This is a genomic window from Brevundimonas sp., from assembly GCF_041911375.1.
Taxonomy (GTDB): domain Bacteria; phylum Pseudomonadota; class Alphaproteobacteria; order Caulobacterales; family Caulobacteraceae; genus Brevundimonas.
This window is the reverse complement of sequence record NZ_JAYRPA010000046.1, coordinates 20,331-39,873: the sequence shown is the minus strand read 5'-3', so window position 1 is coordinate 39,873 and position 19,543 is coordinate 20,331. Positions and strand designations below refer to the sequence as shown.

The window sequence follows — 19,543 nt, the reverse complement described above, 5'->3', positions numbered from 1 at the left end:
CAGATCATCTTCCCCGCGCGCACGTCGCGGCCTTCGCCACCTCGGGCCCCAGCACGCTCTTGACCGCCAGCGGCGTGTCCGTGGCGATCACCGTCACGCCCTGCCGGAACAGGTCGCGATACTCGGACACGTCGCCGTCCGCCGCATAGCGGTCGTCGCGCCGCACGCCTTCCGCGCCCAGGGTGCCGAACTGAACCTCGACGCTCGCCTCGCGCAGCGCGCGCCACAGGGCGGGGCGTTCCTCGCGCGTCCCGGTCCAGGCCAGAATCTGCGCCGGGTTCAGGCCCGCCAGATCCTCGGTCCCGCCCAGGCCCGCCGAAATCATCATCTCCGGCGCCATCGCCGCCACCGCCCGCGCGTCGGCGTCGTTGTAGGTGATCAGGATCACCCGATCCTGCGCCCGCGAGCGCCGCACCTGATCGATCACCGCCCGCGCCAGATCCACCGTGCTGTCGCCGTCCGCCGGCTTCAGGTCGATGCTCGCTATGGCCCCGACCCGCCCAGCCGCGTCCAGCGCCTCGCCCAGGGTCGGCGGCGGCGCGTCGGTCAGGGCGCCGTTCGACGCCTTCAGCCGGGCGGACCTCACCTGCGCCAGCGTCAGGTCCGCGACCCGGCCCCGGCCCGTCGTCGTCCGCTCCATCGTCTCGTCGTGCATCAGGATCAGCTGGCCGTCCCGGGTCAGCACGGCGTCGAGCTCCAGGATCGCATTGGGAATCGCCCGCCCCGTCGCCTCGATCGCGGCGATGGAGTTCTCGGGCTGATCCATCGCCGAAACCGCGCGGTGCGCCGAGATCGCCACGCCGCCCTCGCGCACGCAGTCGAAATACCCCGCCAGCGCCGGACCAGCGTCGGGCGCATGCGACGTGCGCGCGGCGCCCACGCAACCGCTCGTCGACAGCAGCAGGGCCACGGCGGCGGCCATCGGGATTCGGGTCATCGGAGTCTCCAGCGAAACGCGCGGGACCAGACGCCGCTCGCATCCCGGGGTCAAGAGGTTGGATCGCCCTTGCTCCGCGCCGCCCGCCGACGCATTTTGCCGCAACAGGACAAGGGGAGCGAATCAACGTGCAGGATCTGGTCGCGCCGGCCATGGCGACACTCGCGCTCGTCGCGCTGGGCGGCTACCTGCTGGGCTCCATTCCCTTCGGCGTGGTCATCACGCGCGCGGCCGGCGCCGGCGATGTGCGCAACATCGGCTCGGGCAATATCGGCGCGACCAACGTCCTGCGCACCGGTCGCAAGGACCTGGCCCTGGCCACCCTTCTGCTGGACGCCGGCAAGGGCGCCGCGGCCCTGCTGATCGCCCGCCATCTGTTCGACAGCGAAGTCGCCGGCGCCATCGCCGGCGGCGCTGCCTTCCTGGGCCACCTGTTCCCGGTCTGGCTCAGGTTCAAGGGCGGCAAGGGCGTGGCCACCTTCTACGGCCTGCTGCTGGCCGCCGCCTGGCCGCTGGGCCTGATGGCCGGGGCCGTCTGGCTGATCTGCGCCTTCCTGTTCCGCTATTCTTCGCTGGCGGCCCTGATCTCCTCGGCGACGGCGCCGCTGCTGGCGCTGCTGCCTCTGGCCGCCGTGGGGCTGCCGGCGCCCGCGCCGATCCTGGCGCTGACCGTTTTCGCCGCCGTCCTGATCTGGGTCCGGCACCATGAAAACATCGCCCGGCTGCTCAAGGGCCAGGAGCCGCGCATCGGGGCCAAGAAGGCGTGACCCTGTCCGCGGCCGAGCGGTTCGCACGGCTGCGGCTGGCCCGCACCGACCGCATCGGTCCCGTCGCCTTTTCCCAGCTTCTCGGGCGCTACGGCTCGGCCGTTCGCGCCGTGGAGGCCCTGCCGGACCTGGTCAGGAAGTCCGGCGCCGCCACCCTTCCCCCATCGTCCGAAGCCGTCGAGCGCGAGCTGGCCGCAGGCGACCGCCTCGGCGCCCGCCTTCTGGTCCTGGGCGACGCCGACTATCCGCAGATGCTGGCCGAACTCGATCCGGCCCCGCCCGTCCTGTGGACCCGTGGCCGCGCGGCGCTTCTGAACCGCCCCGCCGTCGCCATCGTCGGCGCCCGCATCGCCTCGGCCGGCGGCCAGCGGATCGCGCGCGGCCTGGCGCAGCAGTTGGGCCAGGCCGGTCACGTCGTCGTCTCGGGGATGGCGCGCGGCATCGACGGCGCCGCCCATGAAGGCGCCCTGCCGACCGGAACCGTCGCGGTCCTCGGCGGCGGCGTCGACGACATCTATCCGCCGGAACACGCCGACCTCTACGCCCGCCTGGTCGACCAGGGCTGCGTCGTGTCCGAAAGCCCGATCGGCGCCCGCGCCCAGGCGCGCGACTTCCCCCGCCGCAACCGCATCATCTCCGGCCTGTCGCGCGGCGTGGTGGTGGTGGAGGCCGAGATCCGCTCCGGATCCCTGATCACCGCCCGCCTGGCGGCCGAGCAGGGCCGCGACGTCTTCGCCGTTCCCGGCTCCCCGCTGGACCCGCGCGCCCGGGGGCCCAACGAACTGCTGCGCCAGGGCGCCATCCTGTGCGAAGGGATCGAGGACATCGAACGCGCCTTCACCACCCTGCGCACCCTGCGCGAACCGCCGTCCGACCCTCTGGCCTACGACGGCGAGATCGAGGACGCCTTCCTGGAACGCGTCGCCGCCTTGCTGTCGCCCACACCCACGCCCCGCGACGAGATCGCCCGCGCCGTCGGCGCCCCGTCGGCCCAGGTGGCGGCCGCCCTTCTGGAGCTCAGCCTCGTCGGCCGCGCCGAACTGCTGCCGGGCGGACTGGTCTCCCTCTAGACCGGCCGCACTCCGGCCGCCTGCGCCACCTGCTCCAGCAGATCCGCCAGCTTGCCGTCGCCCTCGTCGCGCGCCATTCGCGCCATCTCCAGCGCCATTGCGCCGATGTACTCCCTGGTCGGAAACGCCGCCGCCTCGATGTCGGAGCGGGTCGCCGTCGCCGAGTCCGATTTGCCTCCTGCGGTGCCCACAATCGCCTCCGTTGCCCTGATCACAATCTAAAGATGCTCATATGAGAATCAACTACTTTAGGACGTAACACGTAAGGGGCGATTGACAGCAGCGCTCGCGCCAACCACGTTCGCGCCCCTTCCCGAGACAGACCAAACCATGAACCTCGTCATCGTCGAGAGCCCGGCCAAGGCCAAGACCATCAACAAATACCTCGGCTCCGACTATGAGGTGCTGGCGTCCTACGGCCATGTCCGCGACCTGCCGTCGAAGGACGGCTCGGTCCTGCCCGACGACGATTTCTCCATGCACTGGGAGGCCGACGCCAAGGGCGCCAAGCGCCTGTCCGAGATCGCCGAGGCCGCCAAGCGCGCCGACCGCGTCATCCTGGCCACCGACCCCGATCGCGAAGGGGAAGCGATCAGCTGGCACGTGCTCGAGGTGCTGAACAAGAAGAAGGCGCTGAAGGACACCGAGGTCCAGCGCGTCACCTTCAACGCCATCACCAAGTCCGCGGTCCTGGAGGCCATGGCCAATCCGCGCCAGCTGGATATGGAGCTGGTCGAGGCCTATCTGGCCCGCCGCGCCCTGGACTATCTGGTCGGCTTCACCCTGTCGCCTGTGCTGTGGCGCAAGCTGCCCGGAGCCCGCTCGGCCGGCCGCGTCCAGTCGGTCGCGCTTCGCATCGTCGTCGATCGCGAGATGGAGATCGAGAAGTTCAAGCCTCAGGAATACTGGTCCATCGAGGCCGACCTGAACGCCGACAGCCCGCCCTTCACCGCCCGCCTGGTCAAGCACGCCGGCAAGCGGGTCCAGCGCCTGGACATCAAGGACGAGGCGACCGCCAAGGCGGCGCGCGCGGCCATCGACGCCGGCGACTTCACCATCAGCTCGGTCGAGAAGAAGCCGGTCCGCCGCAACCCGGCCCCGCCCTTCACCACCTCCACCCTGCAGCAGGAGGCGGCCCGCAAGCTCGGCTTCTCGGCCCAGCGCACCATGCAGGCGGCGCAGAAACTGTATGAGGGCGTCGACGAGACCGGCGGCCTGATCACCTATATGCGGACCGACGGCGTCCAGACCACGCCCGAGGGCATCGCCCAAGCGCGCGAGGTCATCGGCAAGGAGTTCGGCCCGGCGTTCGTTCCCCAGGAACCGCGCTATTACAAGACCAAGGCCAAGAACGCTCAGGAAGCGCACGAAGCGATCCGGCCGACCAACATCGCCCGTCACCCCGACAGCCTGCGCCTCGAATCCGACCTCCAGCGGCTCTATGAGCTGATCTGGAAACGCATGGTCGCCTCCCAGATGGAGGCCGCGCGCCTGGACCGCACCACGGTGGACATCGAGACCTCCGACGGCCTGACGGGCCTTCGCGCCACGGGCCAGGTGGTGACCTTCGACGGCTTCCTGGCCGTCTATGAAGAAGGCCGCGACGAGAAGCAGAAGGGCTCCGACGAGGACGAGGACGACACCAGCCGCCTGCCCGCCCTGAAGGAAGGCGCCAAGGCCAAGGTCGACGCCATCCGCACCGACCAGCACTTCACCGAGCCGCCCCCGCGCTATTCCGAAGCCACCTTGGTCAAGAAGCTGGAAGAGCTGGGCATCGGCCGCCCCTCGACCTACGCCTCCACCCTGACGACCCTGCGCGACCGCGAATACGTCCGCGTCGACAAGAACCGCTTCTATCCCGAGGACAAGGGCCGGCTGGTCACGGCCTTCCTGGAGCAGTTCTTCAGAAAGTGGGTCGAATACGACTTCACCGCCGCCCTGGAGACCCAGCTGGACGAGGTCTCGGCCGGCGATCTGGACTGGAAGGTGCTGCTGCGCAGCTTCTGGCAGGATTTCCACGCCGCCACCCAGGCGGCGGGCGAACTGCGCACCACGGCCATCCTGGACGCCCTGAACGAAAGCCTGGGCGCCCACATCTTCCCGGACAAGGGCGACGGCTCCGACCCGCGCGAATGCCCCCTGTGCCACCAGGGCCAGCTCAGCCTGAAGACCAGCCGGTTCGGCGCCTTCATCGGTTGCGACCGCTATCCCGACTGCAAATACACCCGCCCCGTCGCCAGCCCGTCCGCCGAGGACGGCTCGGCCCAGAGCGGCGACCGCGAGCTGGGCGTCGATCCTGAGACCGGTCAGCCGGTGCAGCTGAAGATCGGCCGCTTCGGCCCCTATGTCGAAATCGCGCCGCCCGAGGGCGACAAGCCCAAGCGCTCGTCCCTGCCCAAGGGCTGGTCGCCGGCGTCCCTCACGCTGGACCAGGCCCTGCGCCTGCTGGCCCTGCCGCGCGAGGTCGGGGTCCACCCCGAGGACGGCAAGATGATCACGGCCGGCCTCGGCCGCTATGGCCCGTTCGTCCTGCACGCCGGCACCTACGCCAATGTCTCGGACATCGAAGAGGTGTTCGAGGTCGGCCTGAACCGCGCCGTCGCCCTGCTGGCGGAAAAGCGCGCCGGTCGTCCCGGCCGCGGCGCCGCCACTGCTCCGCTGAAGGACCTGGGCGCCCACCCGGAAACGGGCGAGCCGATCCACGTCATGGCCGGGCGCTTCGGCCCCTACGTCAAGTCGGGCAAGATCAACGCCACCCTGCCCAAGGGCGCCACGCCCGAAGACCTGACCCTGGAAGACGCCCTGCCCCTGCTCGCCGCCAAGGCCGGCGCCGCGCCCAAGAAGAAGGCTCCCGCCCCGAAAGCTGCTGCGAAGAAGCCCGCCGCCAAGAAGACGGCCACGAAAAAGCCCGCGGCCTCGAAGGCTGCGGGCTGATCGACACAGCGGGAGCGGCGTCCGCGACGCCGCTCCTGTCCGTCAGTCCGGCAGGTCTTCCGCCAGGATGGCCATTTCGAACATGAACGAGCCTTCCTCGTCCTCGTCCTCGAAGACGACGCCGATGAATTCGTCGCCGACATAGACTTCGGCGGAATCGTTCTGCTTGGGGCGGGCTTTCACGATGATGCCGCCGGTGTTGAAGGTGCGCTTGAGATGGCTCTCGATGCGCTTCAGGTCGGTCTCTTTCACGGGGGGCCTCATGGTCTGGAGTTGGCCGCGGACCCTAGAGAAGTCGGCCGTTCAGGGAAACCCGTCAGATGACGAAGTCGTACACCACCTCGGCCAGGGTGTGGTCCATCGTGCGCGCCGGCTCGGCCCCGGTTGGGCAGTTGACCAGCCGCGCGGGCACGCCCGCCACCGTGCAGCCCGAAGGCACCGGTTTCAGCACCACCGAACCGGACGCCACCTTGGCGTAGTCTCCGACCGCGATATTGCCCAGCACCTTGGCCCCCGCGCCCAGCAGCACGCCCTTGCCGATCTTGGGGTGGCGATCGCCGCGCTCGGCCCCCGTGCCGCCCAGGGTCACCCCGTGCAGCATGGAGACGTCGTCGCCGACCACCGCCGTCTCGCCGATGACGATGCCGGTGCCGTGGTCCAGGAACAGCCCCTTGCCCAGCCGCGCCGCCGGATGGATGTCCAGCTGGAACAGCTCGGAAATCCGGCTCTGGAAGTGAAAGGCCAGCGTCTCGCGCCCCCGTCCCCACAGCCAGTGCGCCACGCGCCAGCCCTGCAGCGCCTGGAAGCCTTTGAAATAGAGGAACGGCTGCAGCAGGTTGCGGATCGCCGGATCGCGCTCGGCCACGGCCTGCAGGTCGGCTTCCGCCGCCTCCACGATCGACGGATCGGCCACGAAGGCCGACAGGCACACCTCGCGCACCGACATGGCGCTCATTTCGCCATCGGCCAGCTTGCGCGCGATCTGGAAGCTCAGCGCGCCGGCCAGGTCGTCATGCGACAGGATCACGGCGTTCATCTGCGAGCCCAACTGCGGCTCCTCGCGCGACGCGGCCTCGGCCGAGGCCCGCAGCTGACGCCACACGCTGTCGGTTTCCGCGACGATTTCCAACTGGGCCATGCCGGGCTCCTTCGACGACATCATAACCGCCCCAGCAAGGCCCGCGCCAGCGCCTCGGGCAGTTCGCCGGTCACCGCCATATGGTAGGCCTTGTAGGCGGTCGCCACCGTCATTGCGTCCCGCACCGTCCCGCGCCCGATCTCCGCCAGCAGATCGACGAAGGGCACGCGCGCGACCGCGATCACCTCGGTCGGATCCGGCGCGGTCGGCGCCGGGCTCAGCCCCCAGGCCAGCCAGGTCATGGCGATCTCGTCGGTGATGGAGTTGGACAGCTCCATCGTCAGCGCCGGCCGCCAGTGTTCGGCCTTCAGCCCCGCCTCCTCGGCCAGCTCGCGCCGCACCCCGTCGAACGGATCCTCCCCCAGCGGGGCCCCGCCCTCGGGCATCTCCCAGGAATAGTTCGCCAGGGCGAAGCGCTGCTGCCCGACCAGAACCACCGTGCCGTCCTCGTGGATCGGCAGCACCCCGGTCCCAACGTTCTTGGGCCGCATCACCACATAGTCGGCCGCCGCCCCCGTCGGCGCCGTCGCCGGATGCCGGGTCAGCCGCAGCCACGGGCTTTCGAACAGCGTCTCCTCGCCGTCGTTGCGCCAGGCCGGCGGCTTGGCCAGTCCCGCCGCCCATTTTGGTTCGTTCGCGTCGTTCATGCTGGGGGTATGGCGGACGGCGGACCGAAAGCCTAGCTAGGCCGCATGGTCGAACTCAACCAGCCCCTGCCCCCGCCCGTCCCCTCGGCCGATCTGCGCCGTCGCCTGGCCGAGCGCCGCTCCGCCCCGGCCCAGGCCCTTGCCGCCCCCGGCCCGTCCGAGGCCGAGATCGACGAGATCCTGACCTTGGGCGCCCGCACGCCTGACCACGGCAAGCTGTTTCCCTGGCGCTTCGTGGTCCTTGGCCCCCGCACCCGCGCCGAGATCGCCGAGAAGCTGGCCGTCCTGGCCGAACTGCGCGACAAGCCCGCCAAGGACCAGGCCGTGCTGGCCAAGCTGACCGCCGCGCCGGTCACCATCCTGGTGATCTCCGCCCCCGTCCCGAACGCCAAGCCGGTGTGGGAGCAGCAGCTGTCGGCCGGCGCCGTCTGCATGAACCTGGAGCACGCAGCGGGCGCCTTCGGCTATTCCGCCAGCTGGATCACCGACTGGTACAGCTACGACCCGCAAGGCGCCGCCCTGTTCGGCGTCCGGGACGGCGAGACCATCGCCGGCTTCATCCATATCGGCAGCCTGTCCGAGCCCGCCCTGGAACGCCCCCGCCCCGACATGGCCGCCAAGGTCACGCGCCTGCCCTAGGCTCCTCTTCCGGGCGGTGCACGATCGACACCAGCACCACCGAGATGATCATCAGCAGGAACCAGCTCCCCAGCTTGCCCAGCGACACCATCTCCCACCCGATCTCCTGCCCGGGATAGGTCCAGGCCCGCGCGAAGGTGCCCAGGTTCTCGGCGAACCAGATGAACAGCGCCACTAGCCCATAGCCCATGAGCAGCGGCATCGACCGCCGCCGCCGGTCCGCCGTGAAGTAGAACCAGCCCGGCCCGAACAGCAGCACCGTCGCCAGAAACAGCGCGATCCGCACGTCCGGCAGCCAGTGATGGGCGAAGAAGTTGACGTAGATCGCCGCCGCCAGCACCCACGTCGTCCACAGCGGCGGATAGCGCCTCACCCGGATGTGGAAGATGCGCTGCACCCGCGCGATGTAACTGCCCACCGCCGCATACATGAAGCCCGAGAACAGCGGCACGGCCCCGATCCGCAGCAGGCTGTCCTCGGGATAGACCCACGACCCGTGCGCCGTCTTGAACAGCTCCATGATCGTGCCGGCCACATGGAACAGGAAGATGACCCGCGCCTCCTCCCAGCTCTCCAGCCGGAAGGCCAGCATCGCCGCCTGGATCAGCACCGCCCCCACGACTAGGAAGTCGTAACGGCTGATCGGCGCCGTCTCGGGCCACCACAGGAAGGTGCCGACGATCAACGCCAGCATCAGCCCCCCGAACAGACACGCCCATCCCTGCTTCAGCCCGAACCACAGGAACTCGAAGGCGTAGCCCCTCAGGCGGGACCGATCGGCCCACGCCTGGGCGCGCGTCAGCAGACGGCGGCCCCAGGCTTCGAGGGGAAGGCGTGGGGAGCCTGGGACCACCTATCCCCGCCCGCGATAGGTCGGCACGCCCTGATCCGGCAGCCACAGCCCTTCCGGCGGGGCGCCCGTCTGCCAGAAGACGTCGATGGGGATGCCGCCGCGCGGATACCAGTAGCCGCCGATCCTCAGCCACTTGGGCGCCAGCAGGTCCGCCAGCCGCCGCCCGATGGCCACGGTGCAGTCCTCGTGGAAGGCGCCGTGGTTGCGGAAGCTGGTCAGGTACAGCTTCAGGCTCTTGGATTCGACCAGCCAGTCGCCCGGCGCATAGTCGATGACGATGTGGGCGAAGTCGGGCTGGCCCGTCACCGGGCACAGGCTGGTGAACTCCGGCGCCGTGAACCGGGCCAGATACAGCGTATCGGCGTGCGGGTTCGGCACCCGCTCCAGCACGGCGGTTTCGGGGCTGGTCGGGGCGGCGGTCTGGGCGCCCAGTTGGCTGAGGCCTTCAGTGTAGTGCGTCATGCCGCCCATGTAGTCGCTTGCGCCGCCCAAGAAAATCCTCCCCCACTGGGGGAGGGGGACCGCGAAGCGGTGGAGGGGGCCGGCCGCACGCTCGGTCGGTAAAGCAGATGGACCATGCGCCGAAAACCACGGTCGGCCGCGCCAGGGCGTTACGCCGTAAACTGACGCTGCCGGAGGTGCTGGTTTGGCAGGCCCTTAGAGGGCGGCGACTGGATGGACTTCGCTTCCGCCGCCAGCATCCGATCGGGCCGTATATCCTCGACTTCTACTGCGAGGAGGCCAAGCTGGCGGTCGAAATCGACGGCCAAGGTCACGAGCACCCGGATGCATATCGTCACGACGAATGCCGGACGTCGTGGTTGACCCTGCGTGGGATTGAGGTCCTCCGCACTCCCGCGCGAGACGTGCTGGTCGATCTGTCGGCCGTTCTTGACCACATCAGGCGCCGGGTGCGCGGCTAGCCCCCTCCACCGCTTCGCGGTCCCCCTCCCCCGTCGGGGAGGATCTCGATGCGCTCGCCATCGCAATTTCGACGGCGCAACTCATCAAAACCAATGGCTTGAGCCGCCGCCGCGCCAATCGAACTGACACCCTCCCGCGCCGTGCCATAATCGCGCGCCCGCATCGCCCGCCCTGCTCCGCCGCTCCGATTTCAGACATTTCGCACTATTCACACTGTCTTTTTTCGCTTCACCGTCTGAAATCCTCCCGATTGCCTTCCCCCGCGACAGCCCGCTAAGCGTAGCGAAACGAAACCCTCGAAGGAGCCGTCCCGTGGCCATTCCCGCTTCGCTGAAAAAGGGCCTGACCCTGCCGGTGATCGCCTCTCCGATGTTCCTGGTCTCGGGTCCGGACCTGGTGGTCGAGGCCTGCAACGCCGGCGTGATCGGAACCTTCCCGTCGCTGAACCAGCGCACCACCGAGGGCTATCGGGAGTGGGTCCGCGACATCAAGAGCCGCCTGAAGCCCGAGGCGGCCGCCTTCGGCGTCAACCACATCGTCCACCCCACCAACCCCCGGCTGATGGCCGACATGATGGTGTCGGTCGAGGAGCAGGTGCCGCTGATCATCACCTCGCTGGGCGCAGTGCGCGACGTGGTCGAGGCGGTGCACGGCTATGGCGGCGTGGTCTTCCACGACATCGCCAACATCCGCCACGCGCGAAAGGCGGCGGAAGCCGGCGTCGACGGCCTGATCCTGGTCGCGGCCGGCGCCGGCGGCCACGCGGGGATCATCAACCCCTTCGCCCTGATCAATGAGGTGCGGTCCTTCTACGACGGGACCATCATCCTGGCGGGCGCGATCTCGACGGGTCAGGACGTGGCCGCGGCGCTGATGATGGGCGCCGACTTCGCCTACATGGGCACCCGCTTCATCAACACGACCGAGGCCATGGCCTCGGACGGCTACAAGCAGATGATCGTCGACAGCGGCTCGACCGACATCGTCCACACGCCCGCCGTCTCCGGCATCCCCGCCAACTTCATGAGCAAGTCGCTGATCGAGAACGGCATCGATCCCAAACACCTGCCCGAGCACAAGCTGGACATGGGCGACGAGGCCAAGGCCTGGAAGACGGTCTGGTCCGCCGGCCAGGGCGCCGGGGCCATCCACGACGTCCTGCCCACGGCTGACCTGGTGACGCGCCTGCGACAAGAGTTCGCTCAGGCCACGGATCAATTCGCCATCAAGGCCGGAGCACGTTAAAGGCACGACCGCGCCTTTCGCGCGTTGGAGCCGCCATGATCCGCACAGCCGTCCTCGCCGTCCTCTCCGTCGCCGCCCTGTCCGGCCCTCTCGCCGGCGCCGCGTCGGCTCAGTCGATGTCCGGCGGCGACTGGTCGTTCGAGGTCGGCGCGGGATCGGACAATCGCTCCAAGGGCGCGTCCAAGTCCGGCAATGACGGCTACGCCTTCGGCTCGGCCACCTGGGAAAGCGCCGACGGCCTGTTCTACATCAGCCCGGCGGCCGAGACGATCCAGGCCGGCGGCTCCAACGTCGAGGCCGAGGTCGCCTTCGGCTACCAACCCGAGGCTTTCGGCTATCAGTTCGACTTCAACGTCGCCTACAAGAACCGCCTGGACGCCGAGTCCGGCTATGACGAGGACATGGTCGAGTTCGGTGCCAACATCAGCCGCGCCATCGGCCCGGCCAGCGCCCGGTTGCAGGTCCAGTATTCCCCCGACTCCGCCGGCTCGACGGAGGCCTTCACCTGGGTGGAGGGCCGCCTGGGCTGGACCTTCACCCCGCGGCTCGACGGCACGGTGGCCCTGGGCCGCCGCGAGCAGGACAACGCCCCCGACTACACCGCCTGGAACGCGGGCGTGACCTACGCCCTCACGGACGCCCTGGCGCTGGATGTCCGCTACTACGACACCGACGCCGCCGAGTTCGGCGAGCAGTACGAGGACGCTCTGGTGGCCGAGATCGCCTACGCCTTCTGACGCGCCCTTGCGCATCGGCCCGCCCGTTCCCATCTTGGGCGGGTCGATCTCTCTGCGTAACGCCGCTGCTCCCTTTGCATCACGCACCGAGGTCCAAACGCCGCTCCCATTCAGACCCGACAGGCCGACCAGGGATCCTCCCTGCGGTCAACGCCAGACGGAGGTCTCCAAATGGCTACCGGCACTGTTAAATGGTACAACCCCACCAAGGGCTACGGCTTCATCGCGCCCGATGACGGCGGCAAGGACGTCTTCGTCCACGCCTCGGCTGTCGAGACGTCGAGCGTCGGCTCCCTGAACGAGGGCCAGAAGATCTCTTACGAGATCGAGCGCGACTCGCGCTCCGGCAAGGAATCCGCCGGCCGCCTCTCGGCGGCGGAGTAGGACAAGCTCCGGGCTTCCAATAGCAACGGCCCGCCGGCTTCGCCCGGCGCCATCGCCTTCGACGGCGAGGTGACGCGGCTGCTGCCGCTGGGCGGCCGCAAGGTCCGCCTGGACAACGGCCACGTGATCACGGTCCTGCCCACGCTCGGCGCGCCCAACGGCGTCTCGCTGCTGGGCGACCGCGTCGTGGTCGAGATCGCCTTCAATCAGCTGAAGGGCTGGCGCCTCGCGCGCCGGCCCTGACGCCCGTTTCCGAACAGGACGCCGCCATGACCCCGCTCGCCGACATGATCCCCGCCATGACCGACGCTGACCTTGTGACCCTGCGCGCCAACGCCGCGCGCCTGGTCGAGCACGGCGCATCGACCCAGGTGATCGCCGCCAGCGACATCATCCCGGTCATCGACACCGAGGTCGCTCGCCGCGCCGCTCTGCCCAAGGCCGCCGCGCCCGTGAAGAAGCGCGCCGCGCCCAAGAAGAAGCTCGCCCCCGTCACCGGCCACCAGACCGCCCTGGCGGGCTGAAGCCGGCTGGGGCGGCGCCTCAGCCCAGCGCCTGGTCCAGGTCCGCGATCAGGTCTTCCACGTCCTCCACGCCCACCGACAACCGGATCAGGCTGTCGGTGACGCCCCCCTTCTCGCGGACCTCCTTGGGCACGCTGGCGTGGGTCATGATGGCCGGGTGGTTCACCAGGCTTTCGACCCCGCCCAGCGACTCCGCCAGGGTGAAGACCCGGACCCGCTCCAGCACCCGCTTGGTTCGCTCCAGGTCGCCGTCCAGCACCACCGTCACCATGCCGCCGAAACCGCCGTGCATCTGCCTCGCCGCCAGCTCGTGCTGCGGATGGGCGATCAGGCCGGGGTAGATCACCTTGGCCACGCCCTTGCGGGTCTCCAGCCAGCGCGCGATCGTCAGGGCGTTCTCGCAATGCGCCTTCATCCTGAGCGCCAGGGTCTTCAGGCCCCGGTTGGCCAGGAAGGCGTCGAACGGACCCATGACCCCGCCGACCGAGTTCTGCAGGAACTTGATCCGCGTCGCCAGATCGGGATCGCCCGTCACCAGCGCCCCCCCGATGATGTCCGAGTGGCCGTTCAGATACTTGGTCGCCGAGTGCATCACCACGTCCGCCCCCAGGCTCAGCGGCTGCTGGCAGAAGGGGGTGGCGAAGGTGTTGTCCACGATCAGCAGCAGGCCATGCGCCTTGGCGACCTTCGACAGGGCGGCGATGTCAGCCAGCTTCATCAGCGGATTGGTGGGCGTCTCGACCCACAGCATCTTGGTCTTGGGCGTGATGGCCGCCTCGACCGCGGCGATGTCGCTCAGGTCCACATAGGCGAAGTCCAGCCCCATCGACCGCCGCCGGACCCGCTCGAACAGCCGCCAGGAGCCGCCGTACAGGTCGTCGCCCGTGACGATGTGGTCGCCCGCGTCGAGCAGCTCCAGCGCCGTCGAGGTCGCCGCCATGCCGGAGCTGAACCCGAAGCCGTGCGTCCCGCCTTCCAGGTCGGCGATGCAGGCCTCGAACGCCTCGCGCGTCGGGTTCTTGCCCCGCGCATACTCATAGCCCTTGTTCACGCCCGGGCTTTCCTGGGCGTAGGTCGAGGTGGCGTAGATGGGGGTCATCACCGCCCCGGTCGTCGGGTCGGGATGCTGGCCGGCATGGATGGCGCGGGTCGAGAAACCCTGGCTGTTCTTCTTGTCGCTCATGACCTTACCGGTTCAGGCTGAGGTGATTGATCAGATCGGTGCGGGTGATCAGGCCGACGAATTTCTCGCCGTCCAGCACGATGGCCACGCGGTCGCGGTCGAAGACGGGGATCAGGGCGTCCAGCGGCTCATTGACCTGAACCGTGTCCAGATCGCGCGTCATGGCCGAGGCCACGGGCTTGGCGAAGCGCTCCTTGCGCGTGATCTCATCGGTGTTCATCACCTGGATCAGGTCGCTCTCGTCCAGGATGCCGACCAGGCGACCGTCCTCGATGATCGGCAGCTGCGACACGTCGGCGCCCTTCATCCGCTTGAAGGCGGTGTCCAGGGTGTCGCCCGGACCGGCGATGACGACGTCGCCCTTCTCGTACTTGCGGTTGATCAGGTCCGACAGGTCGCCGTGCAGCTCGCGCTCGCCCAGGCCCTGGTCCGCCAGCCAGGCGTCGTTATAGACCTTGGACAGATACTTGGCGCCGGTGTCGCAGACGAAGGTGACGCAGGTCTTGGCCTCGGTCTGTTCACGGCACCAGCGCAAGGCGGCGGCGATCAAAGTGCCCGAGGACGAACCGGCCAGTATGCCTTCCTTCAGCAGCAGCTCGCGCGCGGTTGCGATCGCCTCCACGTCGGGGATGGAATAGGCCTTGTCGATCAGGCTCATGTCCGCCGTGTCGGGCACGAAGTTCTGGCCGATGCCTTCCACGGTGTAGCTGCCTTCCGGACCCGGGACGCCGTCGTTGACGATGCCGGCCAGGGTCGATCCGACCGGGTCGGCCAGGATGATCTCGGCCTTGGAGCCGACGCTCTTGAGGAACCGCGCCGTTCCTGTGATTGTCCCGCCCGAGCCGATGCCGGCGACGAAGGCGTCGATGTGGCCGCTCGTCTGCTCCCAGATTTCCGGCCCCGTCGTCTTCACATGGGCCTCGGCGTTGGCGGCGTTGGCGAACTGGTTGACGTAGAAACCGCCAGGAATGCCTTGGGCCAGACGCTCGGCCATGTCGGTGTAATATTCGGGATGGCCGTGCGGGACGTCCGAACGCGTCAGGCGAACATCCGCGCCCATGGCCCTGAGATGCTGGATCTTTTCCTTCGACATCTTGTCCGGAATGACCAGAAGCACCTTATATCCCCGCGCCCGGCCGACCAGCGTCAAGGCCAGGCCGGTGTTGCCCGCCGTCGCCTCCACGATGGTGCCGCCCGCCTTCAGGAAGCCCTCCTTCTCCGCCGCGTCCAGCATGGAGATGGCGATGCGGTCCTTGATCGACCCGCCGGGGTTCTGCGACTCCAGCTTCAGCAACAGGCGGCACGGGCCGGTGTCGATCTTCGTCACCTCCACCATCGGCGTCTTGCCGATCAGATCCAGCGGCGAAGAGACGGTCGCGCTCAGGGCGGGGGCGTTGAGGGACATCGGAGACTCCATTCGGGACCGGCGGAAGCTGAGGCCCCGCAATCACTCGGTCAACTCATGCAAGATTTGACCTAAAGGCGCGGTTCCGCGCTACGAAAGACAGAATGAACAAATCATCCAAGAGGCCCCCTGCGGGCCTTCCCGATAAAGACACCCTCCTCGCCTTCCTGCGCGAGGCCGGATCGGCCGAAAAGACCGACATCGCCCGCCACTTCGGGCTGAAGGGTGGCGACCGCCGCGCCTTGCGCGAAATGATCCGCGAGTTGGAAGAAGAGGGTAAGCTGGGCAAGCGCGGCCGCAAGGGCTTCGCCGAGGCCGGCGCCCTGCCCCCCGTCGGCGTGGCCGACGTGATCGAGCGCGACGGCGACGGCGAACTGTATGTCCGCCTGGTCGAGGCCAGCGCCGACGCCCCGCGCGCCATACTGATGCCCGACAAGGGCAAGCCCGGCCCCGCGCCCGGCCTGGGCGACCGGCTGCTCGTCAAGTTCCAGCGCGGCGGAGAAGGCTGGGAAGCCCGCCTGATCAAGAAGCTGGACGTCGGGACGAACCGCGTCCTGGGCGTGATCCGCAAGTCGGCGCGCGAGACGCGCGTCGAGCCGGTCGACCGTCGCTCCAAAGACGTGCTGCTGGTGCCCCAGGCGCAGTCCGGCGACCTGCGCGACGGCGATCTGGTCCTGGCCGCCATCGAGAAGGGCGAGCAGCGCTATGGGCCTAAGCGCGGCAAGATCCTGGAGCATATCGGCAAGGAGGACGATCCCCGCGCCGCCTCCCTGATCGCCATCCACGCCCACGGCGTCCCCACCGGCTTCTCCGAGGCGGTCGAGCGCGAGGCCGAGGATCAGGCCCTGCCGACGCTGAAGGGCCGCGAGGACCTGCGCGAGGTCCCCTTCATCACCATCGACCCCGCCGATGCGCGCGATCACGACGACGCCGTCTACGCGGCGCGCGACGAGGACCCGAAGAACGAAGGCGGCTGGATCGTCTGGGTCGCCATCGCCGACGTCGCCGCCTATGTCCGCCCCGGAACCCAGCTGGACCGCGAGGCGCGCGACAAGGGCAATTCGACCTATTTCCCGGATCGGGTCGAACCCATGCTGCCCGAGGTGCTGTCGAACGGCCTGTGCAGCCTGAAGGAGGGCGAGAACCGCGCCTGCATGGCCGTGCGGATGGTCTTCGACAGGAACGGCCGCAAGACCGGCCACAGGTTCGTGCGCGGCCTGATGCGGTCGCACGCCAAGCTTTCCTACGAACAGGCCCAGGCGGCGATAGACGGGCAGCCGGACGACGCCACCGGTCCGATCATGGAGACCATCCTCTATCCGCTGTGGAACGCCTACCACACGATGCTGAAGGGGCGGCTGAAGCGCAGCCCGCTGCAGATCGAATCCGCCGAACGCCGCATCCGCATGGCCCCCGACGGCGGCATCGCCTCGATCGAGAAGCGCACCTCACTGGAGGCGCACCGGCTGATCGAGGAGATGATGATCCAGGCCAACGTCTGCGCGGCCGAGACGCTGGAGCAGAAGAAGACCCCGCTGATCTATCGCGTGCACGACGCGCCCAGCCAGGAGAAGATCTTCAACCTGGCCGACTTCCTGTCGACCATCGGCAAGCCGTGGAACAAGGGCGAGCCGGGCACGACCAAGCGGTTCAACAAGCTGCTGGACGAGACGCGCGACGGCGAACACGCCGACGTGGTCAACGAGGTGGTCCTGCGCACCCAGATGCAGGCCATCTACAGCCCAGAGAACGTCGGCCACTTCGGCCTGAACCTGGACCGCTACGCCCACTTCACCTCGCCGATCCGGCGCTATTCCGACCTGATCGTCCACCGCGGACTGATCCGCGCCCTTGGGTTGGGGAAGGACGGGCTGACGGATCGAGAGATCGCGGAACTGCCGGCCATCGCCGAGGGCGTCACCATGACCGAGCGCCGGTCCATGGCGGCCGAGCGCGACGCCATGGACCGCTATATCGCCGCCTTCCTGGAAGACCGGGTTGGAGCGACCTTCACGGGCCGGATCACCGGCGTGACCCGCTTCGGCCTGTTCGTCCGTCTGGAAGACACCGGCGCGGACGGCCTGGTCCCCGTCTCGACCCTGGGCAGCGAGTATTTCACCCACGACGACCGCGCGCACGCCCTGGTCGGCGAACGGTCCGGCAAGCGGTTCACCCTTGGGCGTATGGTCGAGGTGAAGCTGGTCGAAGCGACGCCGGTCACCGGAGGCCTGGTGTTCGAAATGCTCAGCGAACCGGAGCCGCGCGATCCCAACGCCCCAGCCCCCCGCTACGGCATTCGCGGCCGCGGCGGCGACGGCCCGCCGATGCGCGGCAAGAACCGCCTCGGCGGCCCCAAGCCCCGCAACGGCTCCAGGCCTTCGGGCGGGCTGAAGGGCGTGCGCAAAGGCAAGCGCAGGTGACCCCCTTCGACGCCGCGCAGGACCTGACCGACGCGCCTCGCGTCGGCGGCGCCCAACGGCCCAAGGACGCGGCGACATTGATCGTGACACGGGGCGGGTCGCGGCCCGAGGTGCTGATGGGGCGGCGGGCGCCGGGCCATGTCTTCATGGCCTCTAAATGGGTGTTTCCCGGCGGACGAATCGACCGGGCGGACTTCACCGCCGCCTCGACCGGCGCCTTGGCGTCCGACGTCGCACGGCGGCTGGAGGCCGAGGTTCCCGCCCGCCGCGCCCGCGCCCTGGCCCTGACGGCGATCCGCGAGACCTTCGAGGAGACCGGGTTGATCCTGGGCCGCGCCGCGCCCTCCGCCAGCGTCGCCGGACCGTGGCGCGAATACCGCCAAGCGGGCGCCCTGCCCGATCTTTCGGTCCTGTCCTACATCGCCCGCGCCGTTACGCCGCCCGGCCGCACGCGCCGGTTCGACGCTCGCTTCTTCATGGCCCCGGCCGAGGCCCTGCTGACGCCCGAGCCGACCGCCGGGTCTGGCGAACTGGACGAAATCGCCTGGTTGCCGCTGGAAGACGCCCGCGCCTTGGATCTGCCCGCCATCACCCGCTTCGTGCTGGGCGAACTGGCCGAGCGGCTGTCGAATCCCGACCGCCCCCTGCCCTTCGTCCGCATGGTGCGCGGCCGCCACGTGGTCGATCACAGGGACTGACCATGCCAAGCGCCATCACCCTACGCCTGACCACAGCAGACCCTGTCCCAGGCGTCGCCTACAGCCTGCAGGACGAGGCCAATGCGCCGGTCGAGCCTCGCATCGCCGGCGACGGACCGATCAGTTTCGACGTCCCCGTCACCCTGTCTGACGACGGCCGGATGACCGGGCCTTTCGTGCGACGCGAAGGACCGTCGCGACGCTTCGTCTTTATCGCCATCGGCACATCGGCCGGACAGCACAGCGAGTGGACCCGTCGTGCCAAGATCGACGTCCATGACATTCCCGCAGACCTTTTGGCCCTGGCGCGCCAGGGCCGCCCGCTTGAAGCCGTTCTGCCCGGCCGCGCCCGCGACGGCGGCCCGGCCTGCGCCACCGTGCGCCCGCTCCAGCCCTGGCGCGCCGTCTGACCTATTCGGCGACCGGCTTCGTCAGGTCGAACTCCACGCGGAAATGCCGATTTGGCCGCCGCAGCTCATAGGCGAACATCCGATACGGATGGACTTCCATCGCCCAGACATTGGTGGTCGAGACCGCCGCGTCGTTGGCGTTGAACAGGGCGATCGATTCGGCGTCGACGGGGAACTCCTGCCGCTCGGCCGTGCCGGCGTTCGCCGTGTCTCCGCCGTACCAGTGCAGCACATGGGTCGAGCCGTCGTCGTGGCGGTGATCGTGCTTCAGCCGCAGGCCCGCGTCGGTCCGCGTCACGACCCAGGTGCGGGAACGATCCGCGCCCACGGTGAAGGGAATGCGCACCTCGTCCGCGGAACAGTCGCGCACATGCATCAGCAGCCGCTGGCTGGCGAACTCCGCATCGGCGGCGTCGGTCGTGACCACGCGCCCCTCGAATCGCTGGCCGCACAAGGCGGCGAGGCTGGCCATGAAGGCGTCCTGCGACGCCGGCGTCTGGGCGATCGAGGGGCCGGCGAGGGACGCGAACAGAAGGGCGGCGGCCGCCGAAAGAGATGCGATTTTCATGTCCAAACCCTATCTGGGTGAAAGGCTGCTACAAGGTGGCATCGCGCCCGTTGACTTTGA

Annotated in this window: 23 protein-coding genes; 13 read left to right on the top strand and 10 right to left on the bottom strand. The window is 69.0% G+C overall.

The features are described from left to right. Nucleotides 1-4 precede the first annotated feature (4 nt). Nucleotides 5-937 carry a glycerophosphodiester phosphodiesterase family protein gene (locus ACE3PU_RS09235; protein WP_374388972.1) on the bottom strand — a complete coding sequence of 311 codons (933 nt, stop codon included), beginning with the start codon at nt 935-937 and terminating at the stop codon, nt 5-7. A 128-nt stretch (nt 938-1,065) separates the two neighbouring features. Here ACE3PU_RS09235 and plsY point away from each other — a divergent pair, with 128 nt between their 5' ends. Both plsY and dprA read left to right on the top strand, forming a co-directional pair. Next, entirely contained in the window at nt 1,066-1,704 is a 639-nt protein-coding gene (plsY, locus tag ACE3PU_RS09230; protein WP_374388970.1) for a glycerol-3-phosphate 1-O-acyltransferase PlsY, read from the top strand. Continuing rightward, complete coding sequence (gene dprA, locus ACE3PU_RS09225; RefSeq protein ID WP_374388968.1) at nt 1,701-2,774, top strand: DNA-processing protein DprA; 1,074 nt, start codon at nt 1,701-1,703, stop codon at nt 2,772-2,774. The genes plsY and dprA overlap by 4 nt, the downstream gene beginning before the upstream one ends. Here the strand turns inward: dprA and ACE3PU_RS09220 are convergent. Further along, entirely contained in the window at nt 2,771-2,965 is a 195-nt protein-coding gene (locus ACE3PU_RS09220; RefSeq protein WP_374388966.1) for a hypothetical protein, read from the bottom strand. The genes dprA and ACE3PU_RS09220 overlap by 4 nt on opposite strands. Before the next feature lie 139 nt (nt 2,966-3,104). On the opposite strand from ACE3PU_RS09220, the gene topA reads away from it, so the two are divergent. Further along, nucleotides 3,105-5,708 (top strand): type I DNA topoisomerase, encoded by a 2,604-nt coding sequence (gene topA / locus ACE3PU_RS09215; RefSeq protein WP_374388964.1) that lies wholly within the window; start codon nt 3,105-3,107, stop codon nt 5,706-5,708. Nucleotides 5,709-5,750: 42 nt separating this feature from the next. On the opposite strand, the gene ACE3PU_RS09210 is transcribed toward topA, so the two are convergent. The 3 genes from ACE3PU_RS09210 to ACE3PU_RS09200 are packed head-to-tail and all read right to left on the bottom strand — an operon-like array spanning nt 5,751 to nt 7,493. Next, nucleotides 5,751-5,972, bottom strand: coding sequence for a DUF3126 family protein (locus ACE3PU_RS09210; RefSeq protein WP_374388962.1), 222 nt, complete (start codon nt 5,970-5,972; stop codon nt 5,751-5,753). A 52-nt stretch (nt 5,973-6,024) separates the two neighbouring features. After that, entirely contained in the window at nt 6,025-6,846 is an 822-nt protein-coding gene (gene cysE / locus ACE3PU_RS09205; RefSeq protein WP_374388960.1) for a serine O-acetyltransferase, read from the bottom strand. A gap of 20 nt (nt 6,847-6,866) precedes the next feature. After that, complete coding sequence (locus ACE3PU_RS09200) at nt 6,867-7,493, bottom strand: NUDIX domain-containing protein (protein WP_374388958.1); 627 nt, start codon at nt 7,491-7,493, stop codon at nt 6,867-6,869. A gap of 45 nt (nt 7,494-7,538) precedes the next feature. On the opposite strand from ACE3PU_RS09200, the gene ACE3PU_RS09195 reads away from it, so the two are divergent. Further along, nucleotides 7,539-8,132 carry a nitroreductase gene (locus tag ACE3PU_RS09195; RefSeq protein ID WP_374388956.1) on the top strand — a complete coding sequence of 198 codons (594 nt, stop codon included), beginning with the start codon at nt 7,539-7,541 and terminating at the stop codon, nt 8,130-8,132. Here ACE3PU_RS09195 and ACE3PU_RS09190 read toward each other — a convergent pair. Together ACE3PU_RS09190 and queF are read right to left on the bottom strand one after the other, a co-directional pair. After that, entirely contained in the window at nt 8,116-8,985 is an 870-nt protein-coding gene (locus ACE3PU_RS09190) for a DUF817 domain-containing protein (protein ID WP_374388954.1), read from the bottom strand. The two genes, ACE3PU_RS09195 and ACE3PU_RS09190, sit on opposite strands and share 17 nt — an antisense overlap. Next, nucleotides 8,986-9,447, bottom strand: a complete 462-nt coding sequence (gene queF / locus ACE3PU_RS09185; RefSeq protein WP_374389020.1) for a preQ(1) synthase — start codon at nt 9,445-9,447, stop codon at nt 8,986-8,988. It lies immediately after the preceding gene. A 107-nt stretch (nt 9,448-9,554) separates the two neighbouring features. Between queF and ACE3PU_RS09180 the strand changes: the two genes are divergently transcribed. The 6 genes from ACE3PU_RS09180 (at nt 9,555) to ACE3PU_RS09155 (ending at nt 12,799) form a co-directional block, all read left to right on the top strand. After that, nucleotides 9,555-9,908 (top strand): endonuclease domain-containing protein, encoded by a 354-nt coding sequence (locus ACE3PU_RS09180; protein ID WP_374388952.1) that lies wholly within the window; start codon nt 9,555-9,557, stop codon nt 9,906-9,908. 313 nt (nt 9,909-10,221) lie between these two features. After that, nucleotides 10,222-11,154 (top strand): NAD(P)H-dependent flavin oxidoreductase, encoded by a 933-nt coding sequence (locus tag ACE3PU_RS09175; RefSeq protein WP_374388950.1) that lies wholly within the window; start codon nt 10,222-10,224, stop codon nt 11,152-11,154. A 35-nt stretch (nt 11,155-11,189) separates the two neighbouring features. Next, on the top strand, nt 11,190-11,891 hold the full coding sequence (locus tag ACE3PU_RS09170; protein ID WP_374388948.1) for a TorF family putative porin: 702 nt from the start codon (nt 11,190-11,192) through the stop codon (nt 11,889-11,891). 171 nt (nt 11,892-12,062) lie between these two features. Further along, nucleotides 12,063-12,275, top strand: coding sequence for a cold-shock protein (locus ACE3PU_RS09165; protein WP_374388946.1), 213 nt, complete (start codon nt 12,063-12,065; stop codon nt 12,273-12,275). Nucleotides 12,276-12,344: 69 nt separating this feature from the next. Then, on the top strand, nt 12,345-12,518 hold the full coding sequence (locus ACE3PU_RS09160; RefSeq protein WP_374388944.1) for a hypothetical protein: 174 nt from the start codon (nt 12,345-12,347) through the stop codon (nt 12,516-12,518). 26 nt (nt 12,519-12,544) lie between these two features. Next, nucleotides 12,545-12,799: a hypothetical protein gene (locus ACE3PU_RS09155; RefSeq protein ID WP_374388942.1), complete on the top strand. Its 255-nt coding sequence runs from the start codon at nt 12,545-12,547 to the stop codon at nt 12,797-12,799. 19 nt (nt 12,800-12,818) lie between these two features. Here the strand turns inward: ACE3PU_RS09155 and ACE3PU_RS09150 are convergent, their stop codons facing one another. Continuing rightward, nucleotides 12,819-13,982: a cystathionine gamma-synthase gene (locus tag ACE3PU_RS09150; RefSeq protein ID WP_374388940.1), complete on the bottom strand. Its 1,164-nt coding sequence runs from the start codon at nt 13,980-13,982 to the stop codon at nt 12,819-12,821. 4 nt (nt 13,983-13,986) lie between these two features. Then, on the bottom strand, nt 13,987-15,387 hold the full coding sequence (locus ACE3PU_RS09145; RefSeq protein ID WP_374388938.1) for a pyridoxal-phosphate dependent enzyme: 1,401 nt from the start codon (nt 15,385-15,387) through the stop codon (nt 13,987-13,989). Nucleotides 15,388-15,491: 104 nt separating this feature from the next. On the opposite strand from ACE3PU_RS09145, the gene rnr reads away from it, so the two are divergent. From rnr to ACE3PU_RS09130, 3 genes are read left to right on the top strand one after another with little or no spacing between them, the layout of a single operon-like run. Continuing rightward, on the top strand, nt 15,492-17,807 hold the full coding sequence (gene rnr / locus ACE3PU_RS09140) for a ribonuclease R (RefSeq protein WP_374388936.1): 2,316 nt from the start codon (nt 15,492-15,494) through the stop codon (nt 17,805-17,807). Next, nucleotides 17,804-18,505, top strand: a complete 702-nt coding sequence (locus ACE3PU_RS09135; RefSeq protein ID WP_374388934.1) for an NUDIX domain-containing protein — start codon at nt 17,804-17,806, stop codon at nt 18,503-18,505. Before rnr ends, ACE3PU_RS09135 begins: the two co-directional genes overlap by 4 nt. A gap of 2 nt (nt 18,506-18,507) precedes the next feature. Further along, a complete protein-coding gene (locus ACE3PU_RS09130; protein WP_374388932.1) occupies nt 18,508-18,915 on the top strand; it encodes a DUF5990 family protein in 408 nt (135 codons plus the stop codon). A gap of 1 nt (nt 18,916) precedes the next feature. On the opposite strand, the gene ACE3PU_RS09125 is transcribed toward ACE3PU_RS09130, so the two are convergent. Continuing rightward, the gene (locus ACE3PU_RS09125; RefSeq protein ID WP_374388930.1) at nt 18,917-19,483 is read right to left on the bottom strand and encodes a hypothetical protein; all 567 of its coding nucleotides are present in this window, start codon (nt 19,481-19,483) and stop codon (nt 18,917-18,919) included. Nucleotides 19,484-19,543 lie beyond the last annotated feature (60 nt).